The organism is Pseudomonas sp. AN-B15, assembly GCF_019056475.1.
In the GTDB taxonomy this organism is placed as follows: Bacteria; Pseudomonadota; Gammaproteobacteria; order Pseudomonadales; family Pseudomonadaceae; genus Aquipseudomonas; species Aquipseudomonas parakoreensis.
The window spans coordinates 4218657-4239626 of sequence record NZ_CP049737.1 but is presented as its reverse complement, the minus strand read 5'-3'; the positions used below and the strand labels follow the sequence as shown (position 1 = coordinate 4239626).

Genomic DNA, 20970 nt, shown 5'->3' with positions numbered 1-20970 from the left:
AAATGGCCGGTACTCAGAAACTGACCCGCTGCAGATGTGGGAGTTTTAGAACGATGAGTTATAAGAGGCGGCGACTGACCAGCGGCCAGCCGCCATTTTTCATTTGCCGCGAATCAACGTGCGCAAGGCGAAACGGTTGGGATGGCAGGCCTCGGCGACACTTTTGGGCAGTGGCAGCGGCTCGTTGTCCAGCCACGCCGCGAGCAGTTCGCCCGACAGCGGCGCGGTGATCAGCCCGCGTGAACCATGGCCACTGTTGACGTACAGGCCATCGAGCCACGGGCAGGCGATGTCCGGCACTTGGCGCGCATCCTTGCTCAACGCGGCATAGGCCTCGGCGAAGGCTTCGCGGTCGGCGAGGGGGCCGACAATCGGCAGATAGTCAGGACTGGTGCAGCGGAATGCGGCGCGTCCTTCCAGGGTTTCCGGGGGCAGCCCATTGATGTGCAGACGCGCTACCAAATCGCTGGAGATCTCTTTGAGCATCGCCAGATTGCCCAGGTGTTCGGCGGTGGTCGGTGTCAGGTCATCGCTGTTGAAGTCGAAGCTGGCGCCAAGCGTGTGTTCGCCCAGACGTGCCGGGGCGACATAACCTTCGGCGCAGACCACGGTGCGCAGCGCCTGACTCTCGGCGGTTTGCGGCAGGCGCGTGATCTGCCCGCGAACGCGCTTGAGGGGCAGCTCGGCACTTTGCGCAAAGCGTTTGATCTCCGCTGCGCCGGCCAGCACCACCACTGGCGCGCTGGCGAGCACCCGTTCGCCATCGAGGGCTTGCCACTGTCCCTCGACCTTGCGCAGTTCGAGCACTTCGTGGTGCTTGAGCATGTCGATGTTCGCTTGCGCGGCTTGTGCCTGGCACAGCGCGGGCGGATGTACCCAGCCCCCTTCGGGATAGTACAAACCGCCATGGGCCAGACCGATGCCGGCCTGAATCTCGGCTTGCGGCTGATCGACCCAGTGCACCAGGTCTTCCGGGAATGCCGCGGCCAGTTGCGCCTGACGCTCGGCTTCCTTGGCATTGAACGCCAGTTGCAGCACGCCGCAATCGTCCCAGTCGGTGCCGCGTTGCAGGGTTTCCAGCAGACGGCGGGTGTAGCCGAAGCCGCTGACGATCAGTTGTGACAACGCCGTGCCGTGGGCCGACAACTTCAGGTACAGCACGCCCTGTGGATTGCCTGACGCTTCCTGCGCCACCTCGGCATGCCGCTCCAGCAAACTGACCTGCCAACCGCGCGCCGCGAGGCTGGCGGCCGTGGCACAACCGGCCAGTCCGGCGCCGATTACCAGCGCCCGACGGTCAGCGGTCAGCGGAGCAGGGCGGGCGAACCACGGTTTGTCCGGCAGCGGGGGCGCGACGTCCTGCGGCCAGCCGAGAAACTCGCCGCGCAGGATCTCCCACTTGTGGCCGATGCCCGGTGTGCGTTTCATCTTGAACCCGGCGGCGTTGAGCAGACGCCGCACCCAACCGCTGCTGGTGAAGGTACTGATGGTCGAGCCGGGCGCCGCCAGTCGAGCCAGTTCGACGAACAGTTCGGCGGTCCACATGTCGGGGTTTTTCGCCGGGGCGAAACCGTCGAGAAACCACGCGTCAATCTGTGCATCGAGTTGCGGCAATTGTTCCAGCGCATCGCCGATCAGCAGCGTCAGCGTGACCCGGCCGTTGCCGAGGACGATCCGCTGAAAGCCCTGATGGATTGCCACGTAATGGGTCAGCAGTTGATCGGCCAGCGGCTTGAGTTGCGGCCACAGGGCCAGAGCCCGCTGCAGATCCGCCGGACTCAACGGGTACTTTTCGACACTGACAAAATGCAGCCGCGCACCGGCTACTGCGTGCTGCTCGAGCAGTTGCCAGGCGCAGAGAAAATTCAGCCCGGTGCCAAACCCGGTTTCACCGATCACCAGTCGCCCGTGCGCCGGCAACGCGGCAAAGCGCTCGGCCAGGCGATTTTGTTCGAGGAACACGTAACGGGTTTCATCCAGCCCCGACTGGTCGGAAAAATACACATCGTCGAACACCCGCGAGCGCGGGCGTCCCTGGTCATCCCAGTCGAGTTGGGCGTGGGGCAGTACAGGTTTCATGGCAAGCTCGGCAACGACAAGGCGGCCATTCTAGCTGATCGGGCGGAGGGTGCTTGATCCATGGCAAGGCCTGGCTGCGCAGCCTCGAAGACAATCGATGATTTGGGCGCTGATCAGAGCAACCTGTGGCGAGGGGATTTATCCCCGATCGGCTGCGTAGCAGTCGCAATCCCGCTACCAGCGTGCATCTGGCGTTGAATGGCTTTGGGGCCGCTGCGCTGCCCATCGGGGATAAATCCCCTCACCACAGAGTTTTTCTTGAAGCCAAAAGGAGCGGAATTTCTCCGTCGTACCCATGCCCAATCCGCTAGTCTTGCTGAATCCTGGAAGGAGCCGTGCCCATGTTTGAATCCGCCGAAATCGGCCATGCCATCGACAAAGAGACTTACGACGCGGCTGTGCCTGCCTTGCGTGAAGCACTGCTGGAAGCGCAGTTCGAATTGCAGCAGCAGAAGCGCTTCCCGGTGATCATTCTGATCAACGGCATCGAGGGCGCCGGCAAGGGCGAGACCGTCAAGTTGCTCAACGAGTGGATGGATCCGCGTCTGATCGAGGTGCGTACTTTCGATCAGCAAACCGATGAAGAACTGGCACGGCCACCGGCGTGGCGTTACTGGCGGATGCTCCCGGCCAAGGGACGGATGGGCGTGTTCTTCGGCAACTGGTACAGCCAGATGCTTCAGGGGCGAGTCCATGGTTTGTTCAAAGATCCGCGTCTGGATCAGGCGATCAACGCCGCCGAGCGTCTGGAAAAGATGCTCTGCGATGAAGGCGCGCTGATCTTCAAGTTCTGGTTTCACCTGTCCAAGAAACAGATGAAGGCCCGCCTCAAGGCGCTGGCCGACGACCCGCTGCACAGCTGGCGCATCAGCCCGCTGGACTGGCAGCAATCGCAGACCTACGACAAGTTCGTCAAATACGGCGAGCGCGTGTTGCGCCGCACCAGCCGCGACTACGCGCCCTGGCACATCATCGAAGGCATGGACGCCAACTACCGCAGCCTCGCGGTGGGCAAGATCCTGCTGGAGGGCTTGCAGAATGCGCTCAAGCGTCCTGAGGTGCATACCGAAGAGGTCAACGCCGCCCCCTTGGGCACTGCCGTCGACGAACTCAACCTGCTCGACAGCCTCGACCTGAACCAGCAGCTGGAAAAGAAAGATTACGAAGAACAACTGATCACCGAGCAGGCGCGGCTGTCCGGGTTGATGCGTGACAAGCGCATGCGTCGCCATGCGTTGGTGGCGGTGTTCGAAGGCAATGATGCGGCGGGCAAGGGCGGGGCGATTCGCCGGGTGGCGGCGGCGCTCGATCCGCGTCAGTACAGCATCGTGCCGATTGCTGCGCCGACCGAAGAGGAGCGCGCGCAGCCGTATCTGTGGCGCTTCTGGCGACATTTGCCGGCACGCGGCAAGTTCACCGTGTTTGATCGCTCCTGGTATGGCCGGGTGCTGGTGGAGCGAGTCGAAGGCTTTTGCAGCCCGGCCGACTGGCTGCGCGCCTACAGCGAGATCAATGACTTCGAAGAACAGATCGCCGACGCCGGGGTCATCGTCGTCAAGTTCTGGCTGGCGATCGACAAGGACACGCAGATTGAGCGCTTCCAGGCTCGCGAGCAGATCCCGTTCAAGCGCTTCAAGATCACCGAGGACGACTGGCGCAACCGCGACAAGTGGGACGCCTACCGCGCCGCCGTGGGCGACATGGTCGACCGCACCAGCACCGAGATTTCGCCGTGGACACTGGTCGAGGCCAATGACAAACGCTGGGCGCGGGTCAAGGTGCTGCGCACGATCAACCGCGCGCTCGAAGAGGCGTTCGAGAAGTCCGACAAGCGCGCGAAAAAACACAAGGACTGAGGCGATGGGCACGCATACGCGGGGTGAATGATTGTCGCGGTCGGCGGCGGGGTGGACTTATCCTCGATTGACTCTCCTCCGACAACAACAATTGAGGTATGCCATGCGTGAAGTGGTGATCGTCGACAGCGTGCGGACCGGCCTGGCCAAGTCCTTTCGCGGCAAGTTCAACCAGACCCGCCCCGACGACATGGCGGCCCATTGCGTCAACGCGCTGCTGTCGCGCAACGACATCGACCCGGCCAGCGTCGAGGACTGCATTGTCGGCGCTGGCTCCAACGAGGGTGCGCAGGGTTACAACATCGGTCGCAACGTGGCGGTGCTCTCGCGGCTGGGCACCCATGTGGCCGGCATGACCCTCAACCGTTTTTGCTCCTCGGGTTTGCAGGCGATTGCGATTGCCGCCAACCAGATTGCTTCCGGTTGCAGTGACATTATCGTCGCCGGTGGCGTCGAGTCGATCAGCCTGACCCTGAAAAGCGTCAACACCGATCACCTGATCAATCCGCTGCTCAAGCAGCAGGTGCCGGGCATCTACTACACCATGGGGCAGACCGCTGAAGTGGTGGCGCGTCGTTATGACGTGAGTCGCGAGGCGCAGGATCGCTATGCGCTGCAAAGCCAGTTGCGCACCGCCCAGGCTCAGGCGGCCGGGCTGTTCGATGACGAAATTGTGCCGATGGCGGTCAAGTACCGGGTCGAGGACAAGAACAGCGGCGAGGTGCAGATCCTCGACGGCATCGTCGATCGCGACGACTGCAACCGCCCGGACAGCACCTATGACAGCCTCGCCGGACTGAAGCCGGTGTTTGCCGAAGACGGCTCGGTCACCGCCGGCAACTCGTCGCAGTTGTCTGACGGCGCGTCGATGACGCTGGTGATGAGCCTGGAAAAAGCCCTGCAACTGGGGCTCAAGCCGAAGGCGTTTTTCCGCGGCTTCACCGTGGCCGGTTGCGAGCCGGACGAAATGGGCATCGGCCCGGTGTTCTCGGTGCCGAAACTGCTCAAGGCCAAGGGCCTGCAAGTGGCCGATATCGATCTGTGGGAACTGAACGAGGCGTTTGCTTCACAGTGCCTGTATGCCCGCGACCGTCTGGAGCTCGACAACGAAAAATACAACGTCAACGGCGGCTCGATTTCCATCGGCCACCCGTTCGGCATGACCGGCTCGCGGCAGGTCGGACATCTGGTGCGTGAGTTGCAACGGCGCAATCTGCGTTACGGCATCGTGACCATGTGCGTGGGGGGCGGGATGGGGGCGACGGGGTTGTTTGAGGCGGTGCGCTGAACCCTGGAAGGTGGGGTGGTTGATCTACCGCTTTCGCGAGCAGGCTCGCTCCCACATTGGAATGCATTCACCTGTGGGAGCGAGCCTGCTCGCGAAGAGATCGACCGGATTTACTGGTTGGAATCCAGAAGCTGCATCCGCGCGATATACGCTTTTATTTCCTGCTCCGCCTTCTCCGGGGAAGCGAACGGCCCTTCAAGGGTGTTCTCCCGCGTGCAGAAAAACAGTTCGCCATTGACCCGGCACATCCGCTCACTGCGAAAGTGGGTGGCGGGGGCGCTGTCTTGGGTGCGCATTCCATACATGATCGGCCTCCTTGGTTGATGCGCTGAAAGGGATCCAATGAGCTTATGCCTGAAGCACTTGGTGCGCCCGGCCAGCCGATCAACGGCAAAGCGTCAATTTAATGCTGCGACCTGCACAGTTGCATTCGCGGCCTGGCCCGAACTGTCCCTGTGTTGCGCCTGCGCGCGGGCCTAGAATGACCGCTCTCGTCAGCAGGCATTGGGGTTCGCATGCACATTTCATCCGGTCGCTGGGTCTACGGTCTGTTCCTGGCGCTGTTGACGGCGTTCTTGTGGGGCATTCTGCCAATCAAGCTCAAACAGGTGTTGCAGGTGATGGACCCGATCACCGTGACCTGGTTTCGTCTGTTGGTCTCCGGTGGTTGCCTGTTTATTTATCTGGCGTCGGTCAAGCGTCTGCCGAGCCGCAAGGTCCTCGGCCCCCGGGGCGGCTGGCTGGTATTAATGGCGGTGCTCGGGCTGGTGGGCAACTACGTGCTGTACCTGATGGGGCTCAATCTGCTCAGCCCCGGTACCGCGCAACTGGTGGTGCAGATGGGGCCGATCATGTTGCTGATCGCCAGCCTGTTTGTGTTCAAGGAGCGCTTCAGCATCGGTCAGGGCATTGGCCTGGCGGTGCTGCTGATCGGCTTCGTGCTGTTTTTCAATCAGCGTCTGGCCGAGTTGCTGACGTCGTTGTCGGACTACACCGCCGGCGTGTTGCTGGTGCTGTTGGCCTCGACGGTCTGGACCTTCTACGCGCTGGGTCAGAAGCAATTGCTCACAGTATGGAATTCGTTGCAGGTGATGATGGTGATTTACCTGTTCTGCGCTTTGTTGCTGACGCCTTGGGTGCATCCGCTCAAAGCGCTGGAATTGAGCCCGTTGCAGGGCTGGCTGCTGCTGGCTTGCTGCATGAACACGCTGATTGCCTACGGTGCATTTGCTGAAGCACTGGCGCATTGGGAGGCGTCGCGCGTCAGTGCGACGCTGGCGATCACGCCATTGGTGACCTTTGGCGCGGTGGCGATTGCCGCCGCGGTGTGGCCGGACTATGTGCATGCCGAGCAGATCAACGGTCTGGGCTATGGCGGGGCGGTGCTGGTGGTGTTGGGGTCGGCGCTGGTGGCGCTGGGGCCGTCGTTGATTGCCGGGCTGAAAGCGCGGCGCATGCGGGTGGCCTGAAAAGCAAAAGATCGCAGCCTGCGGCAGCTCCTACAGTTGGAATGCGTTCCCCTGTAGGAGCTGCCGCAGGCTGCGATCTTTTTGCTGTTAGCCCTTGGCGCCAGCCTCGATCATGTTCTCCGGCCGCACCCAGGCATCGAACTCCTCATCGGTCAGATAGCCCAGCTGCAGTGCCGCCTCACGCAAGGTCAGGCCTTCGCCGTAAGCCTTCTTGGCGATTTCTGCCGACTTGTCGTAGCCGATGTGCGGGTTCAACGCGGTCACCAGCATCAGGCCACGTTCCAGGTGCTGCGCCATGATCTGCGCATCCGGCTCCAGCCCGGCGATGCAGTGCTGCTGGAAGTTGCTGCAGCCGTCGGCGAGCAGGCGGATGGATTGCAACACGTTATGGATGATCACCGGTTTGTATACGTTCAATTGCAGGTGACCCTGACTCGCCGCGATGCCGATGGTGACATCGTTGCCCAATACCTGGCAGGCGAGCATCGACAGCGCTTCGCACTGAGTCGGGTTGACCTTGCCGGGCATGATCGAGCTGCCCGGTTCGTTGGCCGGCAATTTCACTTCGGCCAATCCGGCGCGGGGGCCTGAGCCGAGCAGGCGCAAGTCGTTGGCGATTTTCATCAGCGCCACGGCGAGGGTCTTCAGAGCACCGGACAGACTGGTCAGCGGCTCATGCCCGGCCAGCGCGGCAAATTTGTTCGGCGCGGTGACGAACGGCAGGCCGGACAGTGCGGCAAGCTCGGCGGCAATCGCTTCGCCAAAACCGTGCGGCGAATTCAGGCCGGTGCCGACGGCAGTGCCACCCTGCGCCAGTTCGCACACCGCCGGCAGTGCCGCTCGGATCGCTCGCTCGGCGTAATCCAGCTGCGCTATGAACCCGGACAACTCCTGACCGAAGGTGATCGGCGTCGCGTCCATCATGTGCGTACGGCCGGTCTTCACCAGTTTCATGTGGCGCGCCGCCAGTTCGGCCAGACCGCCGGATAGCTCCGCAATCGCGGGCAGCAATTGCTCCTGCACGGCTTTGGCCGTGGCGATGCTCATGGCGGTGGGGAAGCAATCGTTGGAGCTTTGCGAGCGGTTGACGTGATCGTTGGGGTGCACCGGCGTCTTGCCGCCGCGCGGGTTGCCGGCCAGTTCGTTGGCCCGGCCGGCGATCACTTCGTTGACGTTCATGTTGCTCTGGGTGCCGCTGCCGGTCTGCCAGACCACCAGCGGAAACTGGTCGTCGTGCTGGCCGTCGAGGACTTCGTCGGCGGCCTGTTCGATCAGGCGGGCGATGTCGGCGGGCAGGTCGCCGTTGCGGTCGTTGACCCGGGCGGCGGCTTTCTTGATCAGGGCCAGCGCGTGCAATACCGGCAGCGGCATGCGTTCCTGACCAATGGCGAAGTTGATCAGCGAGCGTTGCGTCTGAGCACCCCAGTAGGCGTCGTCCGGGACTTCGATCTGGCCCAGGCTGTCGGTTTCGATACGGCTCATCGTGCACACTCCTGTTGGTCTGTTTGCGCAGTTTAGGCCCGGTCAGGCCCAGGTGGTTCCCTCGAACCGATTGTTGACCGGCAAAACCCCGCCAATCAAGCACGGCAAGGCCCGGGGGTTGAGCCACGAGGTTTTTTAGGCGCAGAATGGTCGCCCTTGGGGTTTGACCTCGCCTAGCTGAAAAGGAAACTCGATGACTCGTCTTCGTGCCATCTGCACCGCGGTTGCACTGGTTTGCGCCAGCGGCCAGGTGCTTGCCGATACCGCCAGCCACAACGCCAGTGCTGAAGCTTTCCTGACCCTGGCGCACGCTGACAAGCTGGGCACTCCGGTGTACATGCAAGTGCAGCAAATGTTCGCTCAGCGTTTTGAACAGACCAAAGCCCCGGAATCCAAGAAAGCCGTACTGGAAACCTACCAGGCCAAGGCCAACGCCGCGCTGGACCAGGCCATCGGCTGGAACAAGCTCAAGCCTGACATGGTCAAGCTCTACACCAGCAATTTCAGCGAATCGGAGCTGAAAGACCTGGTTGCGTTCTATCAGTCGCCACTGGGCAAGAAAGTCCTGGAAAAAATGCCGCAGCTGACCCAGCAATCGGCCCAGATGACTCAGGCCAAACTGGAAAGCGCCGTGCCAGTCGTCAACAAGCTGCTCGACGACATGACCAACGAGCTGGCACCGAAAGGCGCTGCGCCGGCCAAGAAGAAGTAAGCGGAGTTCGTGATGAGCATGCAACAACGCATCGAATCGACGCTGGCTCTGCTTCAGCCTGAACATTTGCAGGTGCTGGACGAAAGCCACATGCACAGTCGCGGGTTGCAGACCCACTTCAAGGCGGTGGTGGTCAGCGCGCAGTTCGAAGGCCTGAACCGGGTCAAGCGCCACCAGAAAGTCTACGGCACGCTCGGCGAGCTGATGGGCGAGTTCCATGCGTTGGCGCTGCACACCTACACCCCGCAGGAATGGGCACAGGTCGGCGCCGCTCCGGCGTCGCCGACCTGTGCCGGCGGTAGCAAACATTAAGATCAAAAGATCGCAGCCTGCGGCAGCTCCTACACTGGATTGAGTTCCCTGTAGGAGCTGCCGCAGGCAGCGATCTTTTTTGCTAGAATCCGCAACGCGCCGCTCAGCCGGCGCGTTTTTTTTGAATCCGGTTCACCCTTTGCGAGGGTAGCCACCTGGAGAAATACCCATGACACAACCGATTGTCGTGGCGGCACTGTATAAGTTCGTCACCCTCGAAGATTACGTTGACCTGCGCGAGCCACTGCTCAAGGCGATGGTCGACAACGGCATCAAAGGCACGCTGCTGATCGCCGAAGAAGGCATCAACGGCACCGTGTCCGGCAGCCGCGAAGGCATCGATGGCCTGCTCGCCTGGCTGAAGAACGACCCGCGCATGATCGACATCGACCACAAAGAGTCGTACTGCGACGAGCAGCCGTTCTACCGCACCAAGGTCAAGCTGAAGAAAGAGATCGTTACCCTCGGCGTCGAAGGCGTGGACCCGAACAAGAAGGTCGGCACTTACGTCGAGCCGCAGGACTGGAACGCGCTGATCAGCGACCCGCAAGTGCTGCTGATCGACACCCGCAACGACTACGAAGTGGCAATCGGCACCTTCGAAGGCGCCATCGATCCGAAAACCACCAGTTTTCGTCAATTCCCCGACTACATCAAAGAGCACTTCGACCCGGCCGTGCACAAGAAAGTCGCGATGTTCTGCACCGGCGGCATTCGCTGCGAAAAAGCCTCCAGCTACATGTTGGGCGAGGGTTTCGAAGAGGTTTACCACCTCAAGGGCGGTATCCTGAAGTACCTCGAAGAAGTGCCGCAGGAAGAAACCAAGTGGCAGGGCGACTGCTTCGTCTTCGACAACCGCGTGACCGTGCGTCACGACCTCAGCGAAGGCGACTACGATCAATGCCATGCCTGCCGCACACCGGTCAGTGTTGAAGATCGTGCCTCCGAACATTACGTGGCCGGTATCAGCTGCCCGCATTGCTGGGACAAGCTGAGCGAGAAAACCCGCCGCAGCGCCATCGATCGGCAGAAGCAGATCGAACTGGCCAAGGCGCGCAACATGCCGCACCCGATCGGCTACAACTATAAACAAGCATCCACCGAGGCCTGATCATGACTGCGCGCCTGCTCTATGTGATGGATCCGATGTGTTCCTGGTGCTGGGGGTTCGCTCCGGTCGCCAAGGCATTGGTCGAGCAGGCGCAGGCAGCGGGAGTGGAGCTGCATCTGGTGGTCGGCGGCTTGCGCACCGGCAGCGGTGCGGCGCTGGAGCCGACCACGCGGCGCTACATCCTTGAGCATTGGCAGGCGGTCACCGAGGCCACCGGGCAGCCGTTCAAGTTCGACGGCGCCTTGCCCGACGGTTTTGTCTACGACACCGAGCCGGCCTGCCGCGCGATCGTTACCGCGCGCAGCCTGGCACCGGATTGCGCTTGGACGCTGGTCGGCCTGATCCAGCAGGCGTTTTACGCTGAAGGTCGCGATGTCACCCAGGCCAGTGTGCTGGTGGAGCTGGCTGAAAAGGCTGGCGTGCCGCGCATCGAATTTGCTGCCTTGTTTGATCATGCCGACCAACACAAAGCGACTCAGGCGGATTTCACTTGGGTGCAGGATCTGGGCATTGCCGGATTCCCGACCCTGCTCGCCGAACGCAATGGCCAACTGGCCTTGCTGACCAACGGCTATCAACCGCTCAGTGAGCTGTCGCCATTGCTCGGCCGCTGGCTGGAGCGCGCAGCCTGTGCCTGACCGGGCCGATGACACGCCAGCCGTAAAGCGTGTCGACCGGCTGAGCTGGGCAGAAGTCCGGCGCCTGGCACTGCATCACAAAAAGTCTCTGTGGATCGCCAACGGCGTGGCCGTGCTGGCGACGCTGTGCAGCGTGCCGATTCCGTTGCTGTTGCCGTTGCTGGTGGACGAGGTTCTGCTCGGGCATGGCGATGCCGCGCTGAAAGTCATGAACCATGTGTTGCCGTCGATGTGGCAGCAGGCGGCGGGTTATATCGGCCTGATGCTGCTGGTCACCCTGACGCTGCGTTGCAGCGCCTTGTGTTTTGGCGTGTTGCAGGCGCGGCTGTTTGCCCGGCTGGCGAAAGACATCGTCTACCGCATTCGCGTGCGCCTGATCGAGCGCCTGAAAAGGATTTCCCTCGGCGAATATGAAAGCCTCGGCAGCGGCACCGTGACCACGCATCTGGTCACCGATCTGGACACTCTCGACAAATTCGTCGGCGAAACCCTCAGCCGGTTTCTGGTGGCGATGCTGACCCTGGTTGGCACCGCCAGCATTCTGATGTGGATGCACTGGAAACTGGCGCTGCTGATCCTGCTGTTCAACCCGTTGGTGATCTACGCCACGGTGCAACTGGGCAAGCGGGTCAAGCACCTGAAGAAACTGGAGAACGACAGCACCTCGCGTTTCACTCAGGCCTTGAGCGAAACCCTCGATGCGATCCAGGAGGTGCGCGCCGGCAACCGTCAGGGCTTCTTCCTCGGACGACTCGGCTTGCGCGCGCAGGAAGTGCGTAACTATGCGGTCAATTCGCAGTGGAAGACCGATGCGTCGAACCGCGCCAGTGGTCTGCTGTTCCAGTTCGGCATCGACATCTTCCGCGCGGCAGCGATGCTCACGGTGCTGTTCTCCGACCTGTCGATCGGGCAGATGCTCGCGGTGTTCAGTTACCTGTGGTTCATGATCGGCCCGGTCGAGCAACTGCTCAATCTGCAATACGCCTACTACGCGGCGGGCGGCGCGCTGGCGCGGATCAACGAACTGCTGGCGCGGGCTGACGAGCCGCAGTACCCGGGCGGCGTCGACCCGTTCAAGGGCCGTGAAACCGTGGGCATCGAGGTGCAGGGGCTGAGCTTCGGTTACGGCGATGAACTGGTGGTGGATCAGATGAACCTGTCCATTGCTCCCGGTGAAAAAGTCGCGATTGTCGGTGCCAGTGGCGGCGGCAAGAGCACGCTGGTGCAGTTGCTGCTCGGGTTGTACACGCCGTTGTCCGGCACCATTCGTTTCGGCGGTTCGACCCAGCAGGAAATCGGCCTGGAACTGATTCGCGAAAACGTCGCGGTGGTGCTGCAGCACCCGGCACTGTTCAACGACACCGTGCGCGCCAATCTGACCATGGGCCGCACCCGCAGCGACGAAGCCTGCTGGCAGGCACTGGAAATCGCCCAGCTGGAGGCGACCATCCGCGCCTTGCCGGATGGCCTGGACAGTATCGTTGGACGTTCCGGCGTGCGCCTGTCCGGCGGTCAGCGCCAGCGTCTGGCGATTGCGCGGATGATCCTCGCCGAGCCGAAAGTGGTGATCCTCGACGAAGCCACCTCGGCCCTCGATGCCGCTACCGAATACAACCTGCATCAGGCCATGGCGCGCTTTCTCAGCGGCCGCACCACGCTGATCATTGCCCATCGCCTGTCGGCGGTGAAGCAGGCGGATCGGGTGCTGGTGTTCGATGGCGGGCAAGTGGCCGAGGATGGCGACCACCAGCAACTGATCGCCGATGGCGGCCTCTACGCCAAGCTCTACGGCCACTTGCAGCGTCTGTAATCAGCCCCACAGCACCTGCAACGCTGTCTCGCCGCCATCATGGCCGAACTGCTTCATCACCACCGAACAGGATTCGCACGGGCGCATGGTTGTCGCGATGTCGACCGAGCGGATCTCCTTCGGATCGGGGTATTTCTCGCGCAGCACGCTGATCAGTTTGCTTTCGCTGTCCAGCGAGGTCGGCCGGCTGGTCTGCGTTGGCTGATAGGTTTTCAGATCCTTGATGGTCAGCGGCACGGCCAGTAATTGCCCTTGCTCGGTCACCTCCAGCGAGGTGCGCGGGAAGGCCGGGTTGTAGTCGATATTGATGTAAGTGGTGTTGCCGATCCGTACATGATTGGCGCCCATGTGGCGAAACAGCGGCAGGCGCTGGGTGCTGCCCTGAGCGCCGGAGACGCTGATGTAGACTTCCCGTTTACCGCTGGCCGTGGTGACTTCGGCGTAGGCGATGTTACGGGCGTTGAGTGGCCGTTCACGCACAGGCAACAGGTTGTGCAGTTTCTGCATGGCACTGTCGATACGCAGTGCTGCGTTGTTGTTGGCCGGGTTGATCGTCGGTGACAGGAACAACGTGTCGAAAATCTCTGCGGTTTTCTGCCGCAAGGCTTCCGGCGCTTCCTTGCTGCGCGCCCACGTGACGGCGCCTTCGGGCAGGCGGGTGACGATCATCCGGGTCGAGTGATCAAACATCAGCGCCTCGCCCGGACTGGTGTCGACTTTCAGCCATTTCAGATGGTTGGCCGGACTGGCCGTGGTGCCGATGGGAATCGCGATCTGCTCCATGGTCTGCATCGCGCGCTGCACCGATTCGAGGCCATGGATGCGTACGATGTTGTTGGCGTGCAGCGAGCCGGTGTAGACGGTCAGCAGTTCCGCACCGAGGCTGCCGTCGACCAGTTCGGCGGGGGCCAGGCGTTTGAATGTCAGCTGCCTGCCGGGGACTTTGCCTTTGGCGAAAGTGGCGAGGTAGTACTCATGGTTGTTGACCCGGAAAAATACATGGGTGGCCGAGTCGTCGATGGCCGGCAGCAGCACTGCGCCGACCTGATGTGAATCATTAATCCCGTCGTAGGTACCGCCGGTTTTTATCCGGGCATAAATACCTTTGCGAAACTGCAGCGTGGCTTGAATCTGCTGTCTTGGCATCAGCTTGCCCTGATTGAAGCCCAGGCGATGCAGGTCGCCGGTGAACAATCGCGGGCGGTTATCAATGATTTGATAAAGCCTGGCATCGACCGCCAGGAACGTTCCTTTTTGCCGGGGCAGGGCGGCGGGCTCCGAAATCCGCTCGCCAAACCACGGCGCGTAACCCTTTTCCCTGTCGATCGTGCCGAGGGCGGGGATCGGGGCGGGTTCTGCGGTGATGTAGCTGACGCGGCAGTCGCTCGCGCCCGGTGCACGACGGACCCGGCATGGCAGCAGTGTCCAGTGCTGACTGTCATCGAGCAGATCGACCCGGCGCAGTTCATCGCCGTCGAGTCGATAGGGCACATCATCGATCAATACGGTGGTGCGTCCGCCAGCCTCGGGCATGAGTTCGATGCGCTTATCGGGCGCCAGCTCGATATCGACTTGATTATCGGTTTTTTTCACGACGCTGTAATGCGAACGCCCCAGCGAAAAATCGTGTTCGTGTGCGAGTAACTGAGGCCCGTAAGGGCGGTCGGACAGCGGATCGAGCAGGTGATACCGGGAACCGCCGACGTTGCGTACCGGTACGTCGTCAATGCCCCTGACCACCGCCAATTGATCGGCAGGGTTCAGCGCTTTCCACCGACCGGCATCCAGCGCCTGGGGCAGGCTGCGTATCACGTCATAGTCAGCGCTTCTGCCGGCCAGTCTCTTCAGACGCGCCACGGCGCGGTGTTCCAGATGCGCCACGGCCCGCACGGCGCCGATCACGCCTCGGCCTCCGAGCTTGAGCAAGGCAGGCACAGCGTCCAGCGGATTGAGGTTTCTCAAGCTCGAAACCAGCAGGTTCTTCGACAATTGCGCCATGCGTGGCAGTGCGACGCGAATCGCCATTCTTCCTGCCACGGCTGCAAGACGGATGCTGCCGGCGACAAACTTGCCCAAGGGAATCGCGAACGAGACGATATCGAGGAACAGGCCGAGTACGCCCAGTGCGCGTTTCTCCGGACTGTCCGATTGCAGGTCTTCGATACTGCCCCAGAACGGAATAAAGCCCTTGAGGGCATGAATCCAGTGCGTTTTGCTGGTGTCTTGTTCGAAGCGGGTTTTTCCCCAGGCGTCGCTGCGCAGCGCCTGCTCGTCGACATAGAACAGCTGCGTCGCGATGAATGAAGCGATTTGCGCAGTGCGTGGCGAAGTAAAGCTCAGGTTCGGCGAACTGTCGTGATGGGCCGCCGGGATCATCGAAACCGGGAGCGGCTTACCCAGTGGTTCGAGGATGGCGATGCACCTGGCGTCGGGGGCGGGGGACGAACCGTTCCAGTGTGCTTGTCGATCAAATGGCAGGCGGCGGGCGATGATGCGAGTGATGCGCTGGGCCTTGGTGCGTCCACGTTTAGGGGCAAGTGGTGGCATTAACAGACCGCCAATATGGGTACCGTCCAGATCTGCACGGTGGCGAATGATGCCGGCGCGCGGCAGGCATTCGTAGAAGCGGGACGGGCCCTGATACGTCACCTGCAGGACGAAACCCATGCGTGCCCGACGTGGCAGGATATTTTCCGCTGTTTCCAGGTGTGCCTCGATGTGCCGCGTCTGATCCCTGAGGCTGTGAATCCTCACTTCGCCGTGCTCCAGTGCCCGGCGTTCAGCCCACGGTAGCGTGACCAATAATGACTTGATCAAATATTCATAGGCTTCGCGGGTCTTGCTCAGATAGTCGTCGAACTGCCGGTCAAACTCTGTCTTGATCTCGGGCAGGGTGCAATTGCTCGGGAAGCGTGAAAGGCGTCGGCCCCGATATTCGGTGTCGACAAAACCACTTTGCAGCCTGCCTTGCGGATTCAGGCTGATCCATTCGCTGGCGTTGCGGCCATCGCTGCTGACGTACCAGCGCGTGTCGTTGTTCAGCCCGCCAGAGGCATAGACCTCCAGCAGCGGCCAGGTATGCAATGCCACATCTTCGGTATCGATAATGTTGCGTCGGGTACGGTTGCGCGCTGAGTGATGGTAGCGTTTGAGGCGAATCGTCGTGTGATCGTACAGATCGTTGGCCAGTGCCTTGTCCAGTTCTTGTTGTGCCAGAGTGAGTCTGCGTGGCGGCTCGGTGTCCAGTTGCAGGATCGCCGCGTTCAGTTGTTTCTCGTGGTCTTCCAGAGCGTGCAGCGGCGCCTGACCGTCGGAGGCTTCGCTCGCGACAGCCAACGCTCCGGTGGCTGCGGTCCAGGTACGTGCGGCAGCCGCTCGGGTCATGGCGATCAGGGTTTGCAGGTCGCTGCTGGCGTTTTGACTTTTGTGCAGCGGCAGATCCACCAGTTGCTGGAAGCTCAAATACTCCAGCAACCCTGGATCAAGGGCATGAGCGAGGTGCACGCCATGCACGAAATTGACCCAGACCACCGAGCTGGCGTAAGGCAGGTCGTCAGGGATGTCGCGGACTTGAAATTCCGGTCCGAATTGCGCCAGACAGACCCATCCCAGCAGGTGTTTTTCGATCGTCGTCGAGGTTCGGTCAGAATCCTCCAGATGCTGTAGAAAGTCCCGGCGAATGGTGGCGTAGCCGGCTCCGTAGTGAGCGCGTTGTTCGAGCGCAAAACCGGCCACTTCGGTCGAGCTGTGGTTGCCGGGCAGTTCGTACCACAGGCATAACGCTTCGAGCAGTAAACGCAGGCCGATATCGGGGACGGTCAGTTCATCGGGACGGGCACCGTACCATTGCAGCTTTTGCAGCAAGCGCAAGCCCAGGTCATGGGCCTGCGGGGTGTCGAGCAAGCGCTCCAGGCAGGTGGCGGGCTGCTGCTCCAGTTGCTGGAGGGTAAAAGGAGGCGTGACTTCGCTGGCCAGACTGTCGATGGCCGACAGGGATTTACCGATGAGCCAGGCGCCAATCACATCGTGAGCCGCGGCTTTGTCCTCGTCGCTCATCATTACCGTAAGCGTCGAGAGAGGTCGCAGACTCAGCCGGTGGCTGGCGCACTGTTCTTCGACTTTGCCGATCAGCCGGGTCAGTGCTGCGGCGTCCGGTGCATCCGCAAATGTGAACCCGGACTCACGCAGCAGTTGTGACAGCGGTAGCAGCCTGTCGGAACGCAGGTGTGCGCCTATACTCAGCAACGCTTGCTGAAACGCTTGAACGCTGCTGGAGGCGCGGCTGACGCTGTCGATGACATACCGGTCGACGCTGCCATCGCGACGGTTGAAGGAGAAGCTGCATTGATCAGCCGTGGCGTCGACTTGCAGCAGTGATCCTCTGGATGTCTGCAGGTACGCGGTCAATTGTGGTTCGCCGCTGTTTTCGAACAGCGTCTGCAGCATGTTTTGCGCCTGGTCTTGCGCTGCGCCCAGGCGTGAATGGGCCTGGGGCGCCAGGTAGTAGGACTCCAGTGGAGTCGAAGCGTCGAGGACCGCGCGCAGGGCAGTGATCATTGCGCGGTATTCGCTCTGTTGGGCAGTATGGCGTTGCAGCGCGGTTGAAAGTGACTGCATGGAAGATGGCTCTGGATGATTGAAAGCCGTCAGTGTCGAAGCATCGCGCACCTTCGGTGCGGTACATATGTATGGTCGGTTGCACGCTTCCTGGCTTGCCGGAAGGGGTAACGCCCCCTAGTCTGGCTTTAGCGGTCTCCCCTTGATGATGGCAGTACGTACGCAAAGGACCTCATGAAGCAAAAAAGGACACTCGGAACGCCACGGTTGTTGGGCATCGTCTGGCCATTTATTGCCGTCGTGTTATTTCAGGCGTTATTGGGGGGCGTGAGTCTCTACGTCCTGTCGGCCGTGCGGGGCTACGTTGCCGGTGAAAGTCTCTGGTCCAAGGGCCAGAAGGACGCCATCTATTATTTGAACCTGTATGCCGACAGCCGTGACGAGGCGATCTTCCTCAAGTACAAGGACGCGATTGCGGTGCCTCAGGGCGGTCACCAGTTGCGTCTGGCGCTGGATCGTCAACCACCGGATCTGCAGGCGGCGCGGGAGGGGATTCTCAAGGGTGGCAACCATCCCGATGACGTTTCGAGCCTGATCTGGCTGTACCTCAATTTCCGTCATTTCAGTTATCTGGAAACAGCGATCGACCGCTGGACCATCGGCGATGCCTATCTGGTGCAACTGGACAATGTCGCGCGCGAGATGCATCAGGGCATCAGCGAGAATGTCGCGACGCCGGCTGACATCCAGCACTGGAAAGCGCAGATCTTTGCCATCAACGACGGTGTAACGCCGGCGGCCAAGGCTTTCAGCGATGCCTTGGGCGAGGGCTCGCGGATGATCCTGCGCCTGCTGCTGTTCACCAACCTGGCCACGGCGCTGGGGTTGATCATGCTGGCACTGTTGCGCACCCACAAACTGCTCAAGCAGCGCCATGCTTTTGCCCAGGCGCTGCAGTTGGAGAAGGACCGGGCGCACATCACCCTGCAATCGATTGGCGACGGGGTCATCACCACCGACGTCAACGGTGCGATCGATTACATGAATCCTGCGGCAGAAGCCATGACGCACTGGAAGTCCGAGCATGCGGCGGGGCTGCCTCTGGCCGCGCTGTTTAATCTGCTGGACGACAACGCGCAGGCAGAAGGACTGACGCTGATCGAGCATATCCTGAGCGGGCAACTGGTCGGCGGCAGCGAACATTCCAAACTGATTCAGCGCCTGGACGGCAGCACGGTTTCCGTGACGCTGGTGGGCGCACCGATCCGCAATGCCGAGAAAGTCAGTGGCACGGTGTTGGTGCTGCATGACATGACTCAGGAGCGGCAATACATCGCCAACCTGTCGTGGCAGGCGACCCACGATGCCTTGACCGGTCTGGCCAACCGCCGCGAATTCGAATATCGCCTGGAGCAAGCCCTGCACAACCTGACGCGCCAGCCCGGTCGGCATGCGCTGATGTTCCTTGATCTGGACCAGTTCAAACTGGTCAACGACACCTGCGGCCATGCCGCAGGCGATGAGTTGCTGCGGCACATCTGCGCGCTGTTGCAATCGGGCTTGCGCGAGAGCGACACCCTGGCACGGCTGGGCGGCGACGAGTTCGGCATCCTGCTGGAGAACTGCGCCCCGGACGCTGCCGAGAAAATTGCCGAGAGCTTGCGTCAGACTGTGCAGAACCTGCACTTCGTGTGGAAGGGGCGACCGTTTCTGACCACGGTGAGTATCGGTCTGGTGCACATCGCCCAGACCCCGACCACTCTGGAAGCCTCATTGCGCGCGGCTGACATGGCTTGCTACATGGCCAAGGAAAAGGGCCGTAACCGGGTGCAGGTTTATCACGCAGACGACTCCGAACTGTCTCTGCGCTTCGGCGAAATGGCCTGGGTGCAGCGCCTGCACATGGCTCTGGAAGAAGACCGCTTTTGCCTTTACGCCCAGGAAATCGCGCCACTGGGCCCCGCAACTGATGGCGGCGGGCACATCGAGATACTCTTGCGTCTGCACGACGAGGCCGGACGAATGATCCTGCCGGACAGTTTCATTCCGGCGGCCGAACGTTATGGTCTGATGAGTCAACTGGACCGCTGGGTTGTAGAAAATGTTTTTAAAGTCATTGCCCAATGTATTGCCGAACAACATGAAGAGCCTTTGGCAATGTGTGCGATTAATCTTTCAGGCATTACTATCGGAGATGACGCGTTTTTGCACTTTCTGCGTGAACAGTTTGTTAACTACGCCATACCTCCTGAAATGATTTGTTTTGAAATTACCGAAACCAGTGCAATTGCCAATCTCGGGAGTGCAATTAGATTTATTAATGAACTCAAAGGCTTAGGATGTTACTTCTCGCTTGATGATTTTTGCGCCGGAATGTCTTCATTCGCTTATCTGAAACATTTGCCTGTAGACTTCCTGAAGATCGACGGAAGTTTCGTAAAGGATATGCTGGACGACCCGATTAACCGCGCAATGGTCGAAGTGATCAATCACATCGGGCATGTCATGGGTAAGCAGACAATTGCCGAGTTTGTAGAAACAACCCAGATCGAGCAGGCATTGCTTGAAATCGGGGTGGATTACGCTCAGGGTTACGTCATCGAACGCCCGCAGTTGTTTACCTGCGACAGTTTGCAAAGTCGGCCCGCCAGACCGCAGCCGTTGTTATTCAAGGCGCCTGGCACGTTCCGTTGAAATCTCTTGCCGATCCTTACAATCACAAATCAAAAGGAGCCGAACAGTGATCGACACATTCAACCGAACCGGACCACTCATGGAAGCTGCAAGTTATCCCGCCTGGGCGCAACAGCTCATTACGGATTGCAGCGAGAGCAAGCGCCGGGTTGTCGAACATGAACTGTACCAGCGCATGCGCGATAACAAGCTCAGCGCCAGGACCATGCGCCAGTACCTGATCGGGGGCTGGCCGGTCGTTGAACAGTTTGCGTTGTATATGGCGCAGAACCTGACCAAGACCAGGTTTGCCCGCCATCCTGGGGAGGACATGGCGCGCCGCTGGCTGATGCGGAACATCCGTGTTGAACTCAATCATGCCGATTACTGGCTGAACTGGAGCCGCGCGCACGGCGTCAGCCTTGAGGATCTTCAGGCTCAGCAAGTGCCGCCGGAACTGCATGCGCTGAGTCACTGGTGCTGGCATACGAGTTCGGCGGATTCGCTGATCGTCGCCATCGCCGCCACCAACTACGCCATCGAGGGCGCGACCGGGGAGTGGTCGGCGCTGGTGTGTTCCACTGGCGTGTACGCTGCGGCGTTCCCGGAAGAAGACCGCAAGCGCGCGATGAAATGGCTGAAGATGCATGCCCAATACGACGACGCCCATCCATGGGAAGCGCTGGAAATCATCTGCACGCTGGCGGGGATGAACCCGAGCCAGGCATTGCAGACCGAGCTGCGCCAGGCCGTGTGCAAGAGCTACGACTACATGTACCTGTTCCTTGAGCGCTGCATGCAGCTGGAAACCACGGAGCGCGCGATCCACGGTCGTGAACGTCTGGCGTTGGCAGAGAGCTGATTCAAGGTCTGAGATGTAGCAGAAATGTGGGAGCGAGCCTGCTCGCGAAGACGGCGCTTCAGTCAGCACGGTTTTGACTGATTCACCGCTTTCGCGAGCAGGCTCACTCCCACACTGCTGT

14 protein-coding genes are annotated in these 20970 nt (G+C 60.9%); 10 read left to right on the top strand and 4 right to left on the bottom strand.

What is annotated here, in order from left to right; translation table 11 throughout:
* Nucleotides 1–99 precede the first annotated feature (99 nt).
* Nucleotides 100–2079: a bifunctional tRNA (5-methylaminomethyl-2-thiouridine)(34)-methyltransferase MnmD/FAD-dependent 5-carboxymethylaminomethyl-2-thiouridine(34) oxidoreductase MnmC gene (mnmC, locus tag GTQ41_RS19080; protein ID WP_217325340.1), complete on the bottom strand. Its 1980-nt coding sequence runs from the start codon at nt 2077–2079 to the stop codon at nt 100–102.
* 341 nt (nt 2080–2420) lie between these two features.
* Between mnmC and pap the strand changes: the two genes are divergently transcribed.
* Complete coding sequence (pap, locus tag GTQ41_RS19075) at nt 2421–3935, top strand: polyphosphate:AMP phosphotransferase (protein ID WP_047295587.1); 1515 nt, start codon at nt 2421–2423, stop codon at nt 3933–3935.
* A gap of 103 nt (nt 3936–4038) precedes the next feature.
* Nucleotides 4039–5223 (top strand): thiolase family protein, encoded by a 1185-nt coding sequence (locus GTQ41_RS19070; RefSeq protein WP_047295585.1) that lies wholly within the window; start codon nt 4039–4041, stop codon nt 5221–5223.
* Nucleotides 5224–5333: 110 nt separating this feature from the next.
* Here GTQ41_RS19070 and GTQ41_RS19065 read toward each other — a convergent pair whose 3' ends face one another.
* Nucleotides 5334–5528 (bottom strand): DUF6316 family protein, encoded by a 195-nt coding sequence (locus GTQ41_RS19065; protein WP_047295583.1) that lies wholly within the window; start codon nt 5526–5528, stop codon nt 5334–5336.
* A gap of 210 nt (nt 5529–5738) precedes the next feature.
* Here GTQ41_RS19065 and GTQ41_RS19060 point away from each other — a divergent pair, with 210 nt between their 5' ends.
* Entirely contained in the window at nt 5739–6692 is a 954-nt protein-coding gene (locus GTQ41_RS19060) for a DMT family transporter (RefSeq protein ID WP_047295581.1), read from the top strand.
* Nucleotides 6693–6779: 87 nt separating this feature from the next.
* Here GTQ41_RS19060 and GTQ41_RS19055 read toward each other — a convergent pair whose 3' ends face one another.
* Nucleotides 6780–8174, bottom strand: a complete 1395-nt coding sequence (locus GTQ41_RS19055; RefSeq protein ID WP_047295578.1) for a class II fumarate hydratase — start codon at nt 8172–8174, stop codon at nt 6780–6782.
* Between the two features lie 193 nt (nt 8175–8367).
* On the opposite strand from GTQ41_RS19055, the gene GTQ41_RS19050 reads away from it, so the two are divergent.
* The 5 genes from GTQ41_RS19050 to GTQ41_RS19030 all read left to right on the top strand — a co-directional run bounded on the left by GTQ41_RS19050 (nt 8368) and on the right by GTQ41_RS19030 (nt 12757).
* Nucleotides 8368–8886: a DUF2059 domain-containing protein gene (locus GTQ41_RS19050; RefSeq protein WP_003226938.1), complete on the top strand. Its 519-nt coding sequence runs from the start codon at nt 8368–8370 to the stop codon at nt 8884–8886.
* 12 nt (nt 8887–8898) lie between these two features.
* Entirely contained in the window at nt 8899–9198 is a 300-nt protein-coding gene (locus tag GTQ41_RS19045; RefSeq protein WP_047295576.1) for a BolA family transcriptional regulator, read from the top strand.
* A gap of 169 nt (nt 9199–9367) precedes the next feature.
* A complete protein-coding gene (locus tag GTQ41_RS19040) occupies nt 9368–10309 on the top strand; it encodes a rhodanese-related sulfurtransferase (RefSeq protein WP_047295574.1) in 942 nt (313 codons plus the stop codon).
* Between the two features lie 35 nt (nt 10310–10344).
* The gene (locus tag GTQ41_RS19035) at nt 10345–10947 is read left to right on the top strand and encodes a DsbA family protein (RefSeq protein WP_179295021.1); all 603 of its coding nucleotides are present in this window, start codon (nt 10345–10347) and stop codon (nt 10945–10947) included.
* Entirely contained in the window at nt 10940–12757 is a 1818-nt protein-coding gene (locus GTQ41_RS19030) for an ABC transporter ATP-binding protein (RefSeq protein WP_047295570.1), read from the top strand. Before GTQ41_RS19035 ends, GTQ41_RS19030 begins: the two co-directional genes overlap by 8 nt.
* Here GTQ41_RS19030 and GTQ41_RS19025 read toward each other — a convergent pair whose 3' ends face one another.
* Nucleotides 12758–17374: a deaminase domain-containing protein gene (locus GTQ41_RS19025; protein ID WP_047295568.1), complete on the bottom strand. Its 4617-nt coding sequence runs from the start codon at nt 17372–17374 to the stop codon at nt 12758–12760.
* Between the two features lie 174 nt (nt 17375–17548).
* On the opposite strand from GTQ41_RS19025, the gene GTQ41_RS19020 reads away from it, so the two are divergent.
* Both GTQ41_RS19020 and GTQ41_RS19015 read left to right on the top strand, forming a co-directional pair.
* Complete coding sequence (locus GTQ41_RS19020) at nt 17549–20008, top strand: EAL domain-containing protein (RefSeq protein ID WP_047295566.1); 2460 nt, start codon at nt 17549–17551, stop codon at nt 20006–20008.
* Nucleotides 20009–20054: 46 nt separating this feature from the next.
* The gene (locus GTQ41_RS19015; RefSeq protein ID WP_047295564.1) at nt 20055–20849 is read left to right on the top strand and encodes a TenA family transcriptional regulator; all 795 of its coding nucleotides are present in this window, start codon (nt 20055–20057) and stop codon (nt 20847–20849) included.
* The last annotated feature ends 121 nt before the right edge of the window (nt 20850–20970 follow it).

What these genes read in the sequence shown, in the direction of transcription:
- mnmC (WP_217325340.1), bottom strand. Translation starts at nt 2,079, where the DNA reads ATGAAACCTGTACTGCCCCACGCCCAACTCGACTGGGATGACCAGGGA.
- pap (WP_047295587.1), top strand. Translation starts at nt 2,421, where the DNA reads ATGTTTGAATCCGCCGAAATCGGCCATGCCATCGACAAAGAGACTTAC.
- GTQ41_RS19070 (WP_047295585.1), top strand. Translation starts at nt 4,039, where the DNA reads ATGCGTGAAGTGGTGATCGTCGACAGCGTGCGGACCGGCCTGGCCAAG.
- GTQ41_RS19065 (WP_047295583.1), bottom strand. Translation starts at nt 5,528, where the DNA reads ATGTATGGAATGCGCACCCAAGACAGCGCCCCCGCCACCCACTTTCGC.
- GTQ41_RS19060 (WP_047295581.1), top strand. Translation starts at nt 5,739, where the DNA reads ATGCACATTTCATCCGGTCGCTGGGTCTACGGTCTGTTCCTGGCGCTG.
- GTQ41_RS19055 (WP_047295578.1), bottom strand. Translation starts at nt 8,174, where the DNA reads ATGAGCCGTATCGAAACCGACAGCCTGGGCCAGATCGAAGTCCCGGAC.
- GTQ41_RS19050 (WP_003226938.1), top strand. Translation starts at nt 8,368, where the DNA reads ATGACTCGTCTTCGTGCCATCTGCACCGCGGTTGCACTGGTTTGCGCC.
- GTQ41_RS19045 (WP_047295576.1), top strand. Translation starts at nt 8,899, where the DNA reads ATGAGCATGCAACAACGCATCGAATCGACGCTGGCTCTGCTTCAGCCT.
- GTQ41_RS19040 (WP_047295574.1), top strand. Translation starts at nt 9,368, where the DNA reads ATGACACAACCGATTGTCGTGGCGGCACTGTATAAGTTCGTCACCCTC.
- GTQ41_RS19035 (WP_179295021.1), top strand. Translation starts at nt 10,345, where the DNA reads ATGTGTTCCTGGTGCTGGGGGTTCGCTCCGGTCGCCAAGGCATTGGTC.
- GTQ41_RS19025 (WP_047295568.1), bottom strand. Translation starts at nt 17,374, where the DNA reads ATGCAGTCACTTTCAACCGCGCTGCAACGCCATACTGCCCAACAGAGC.
- GTQ41_RS19020 (WP_047295566.1), top strand. Translation starts at nt 17,549, where the DNA reads ATGAAGCAAAAAAGGACACTCGGAACGCCACGGTTGTTGGGCATCGTC.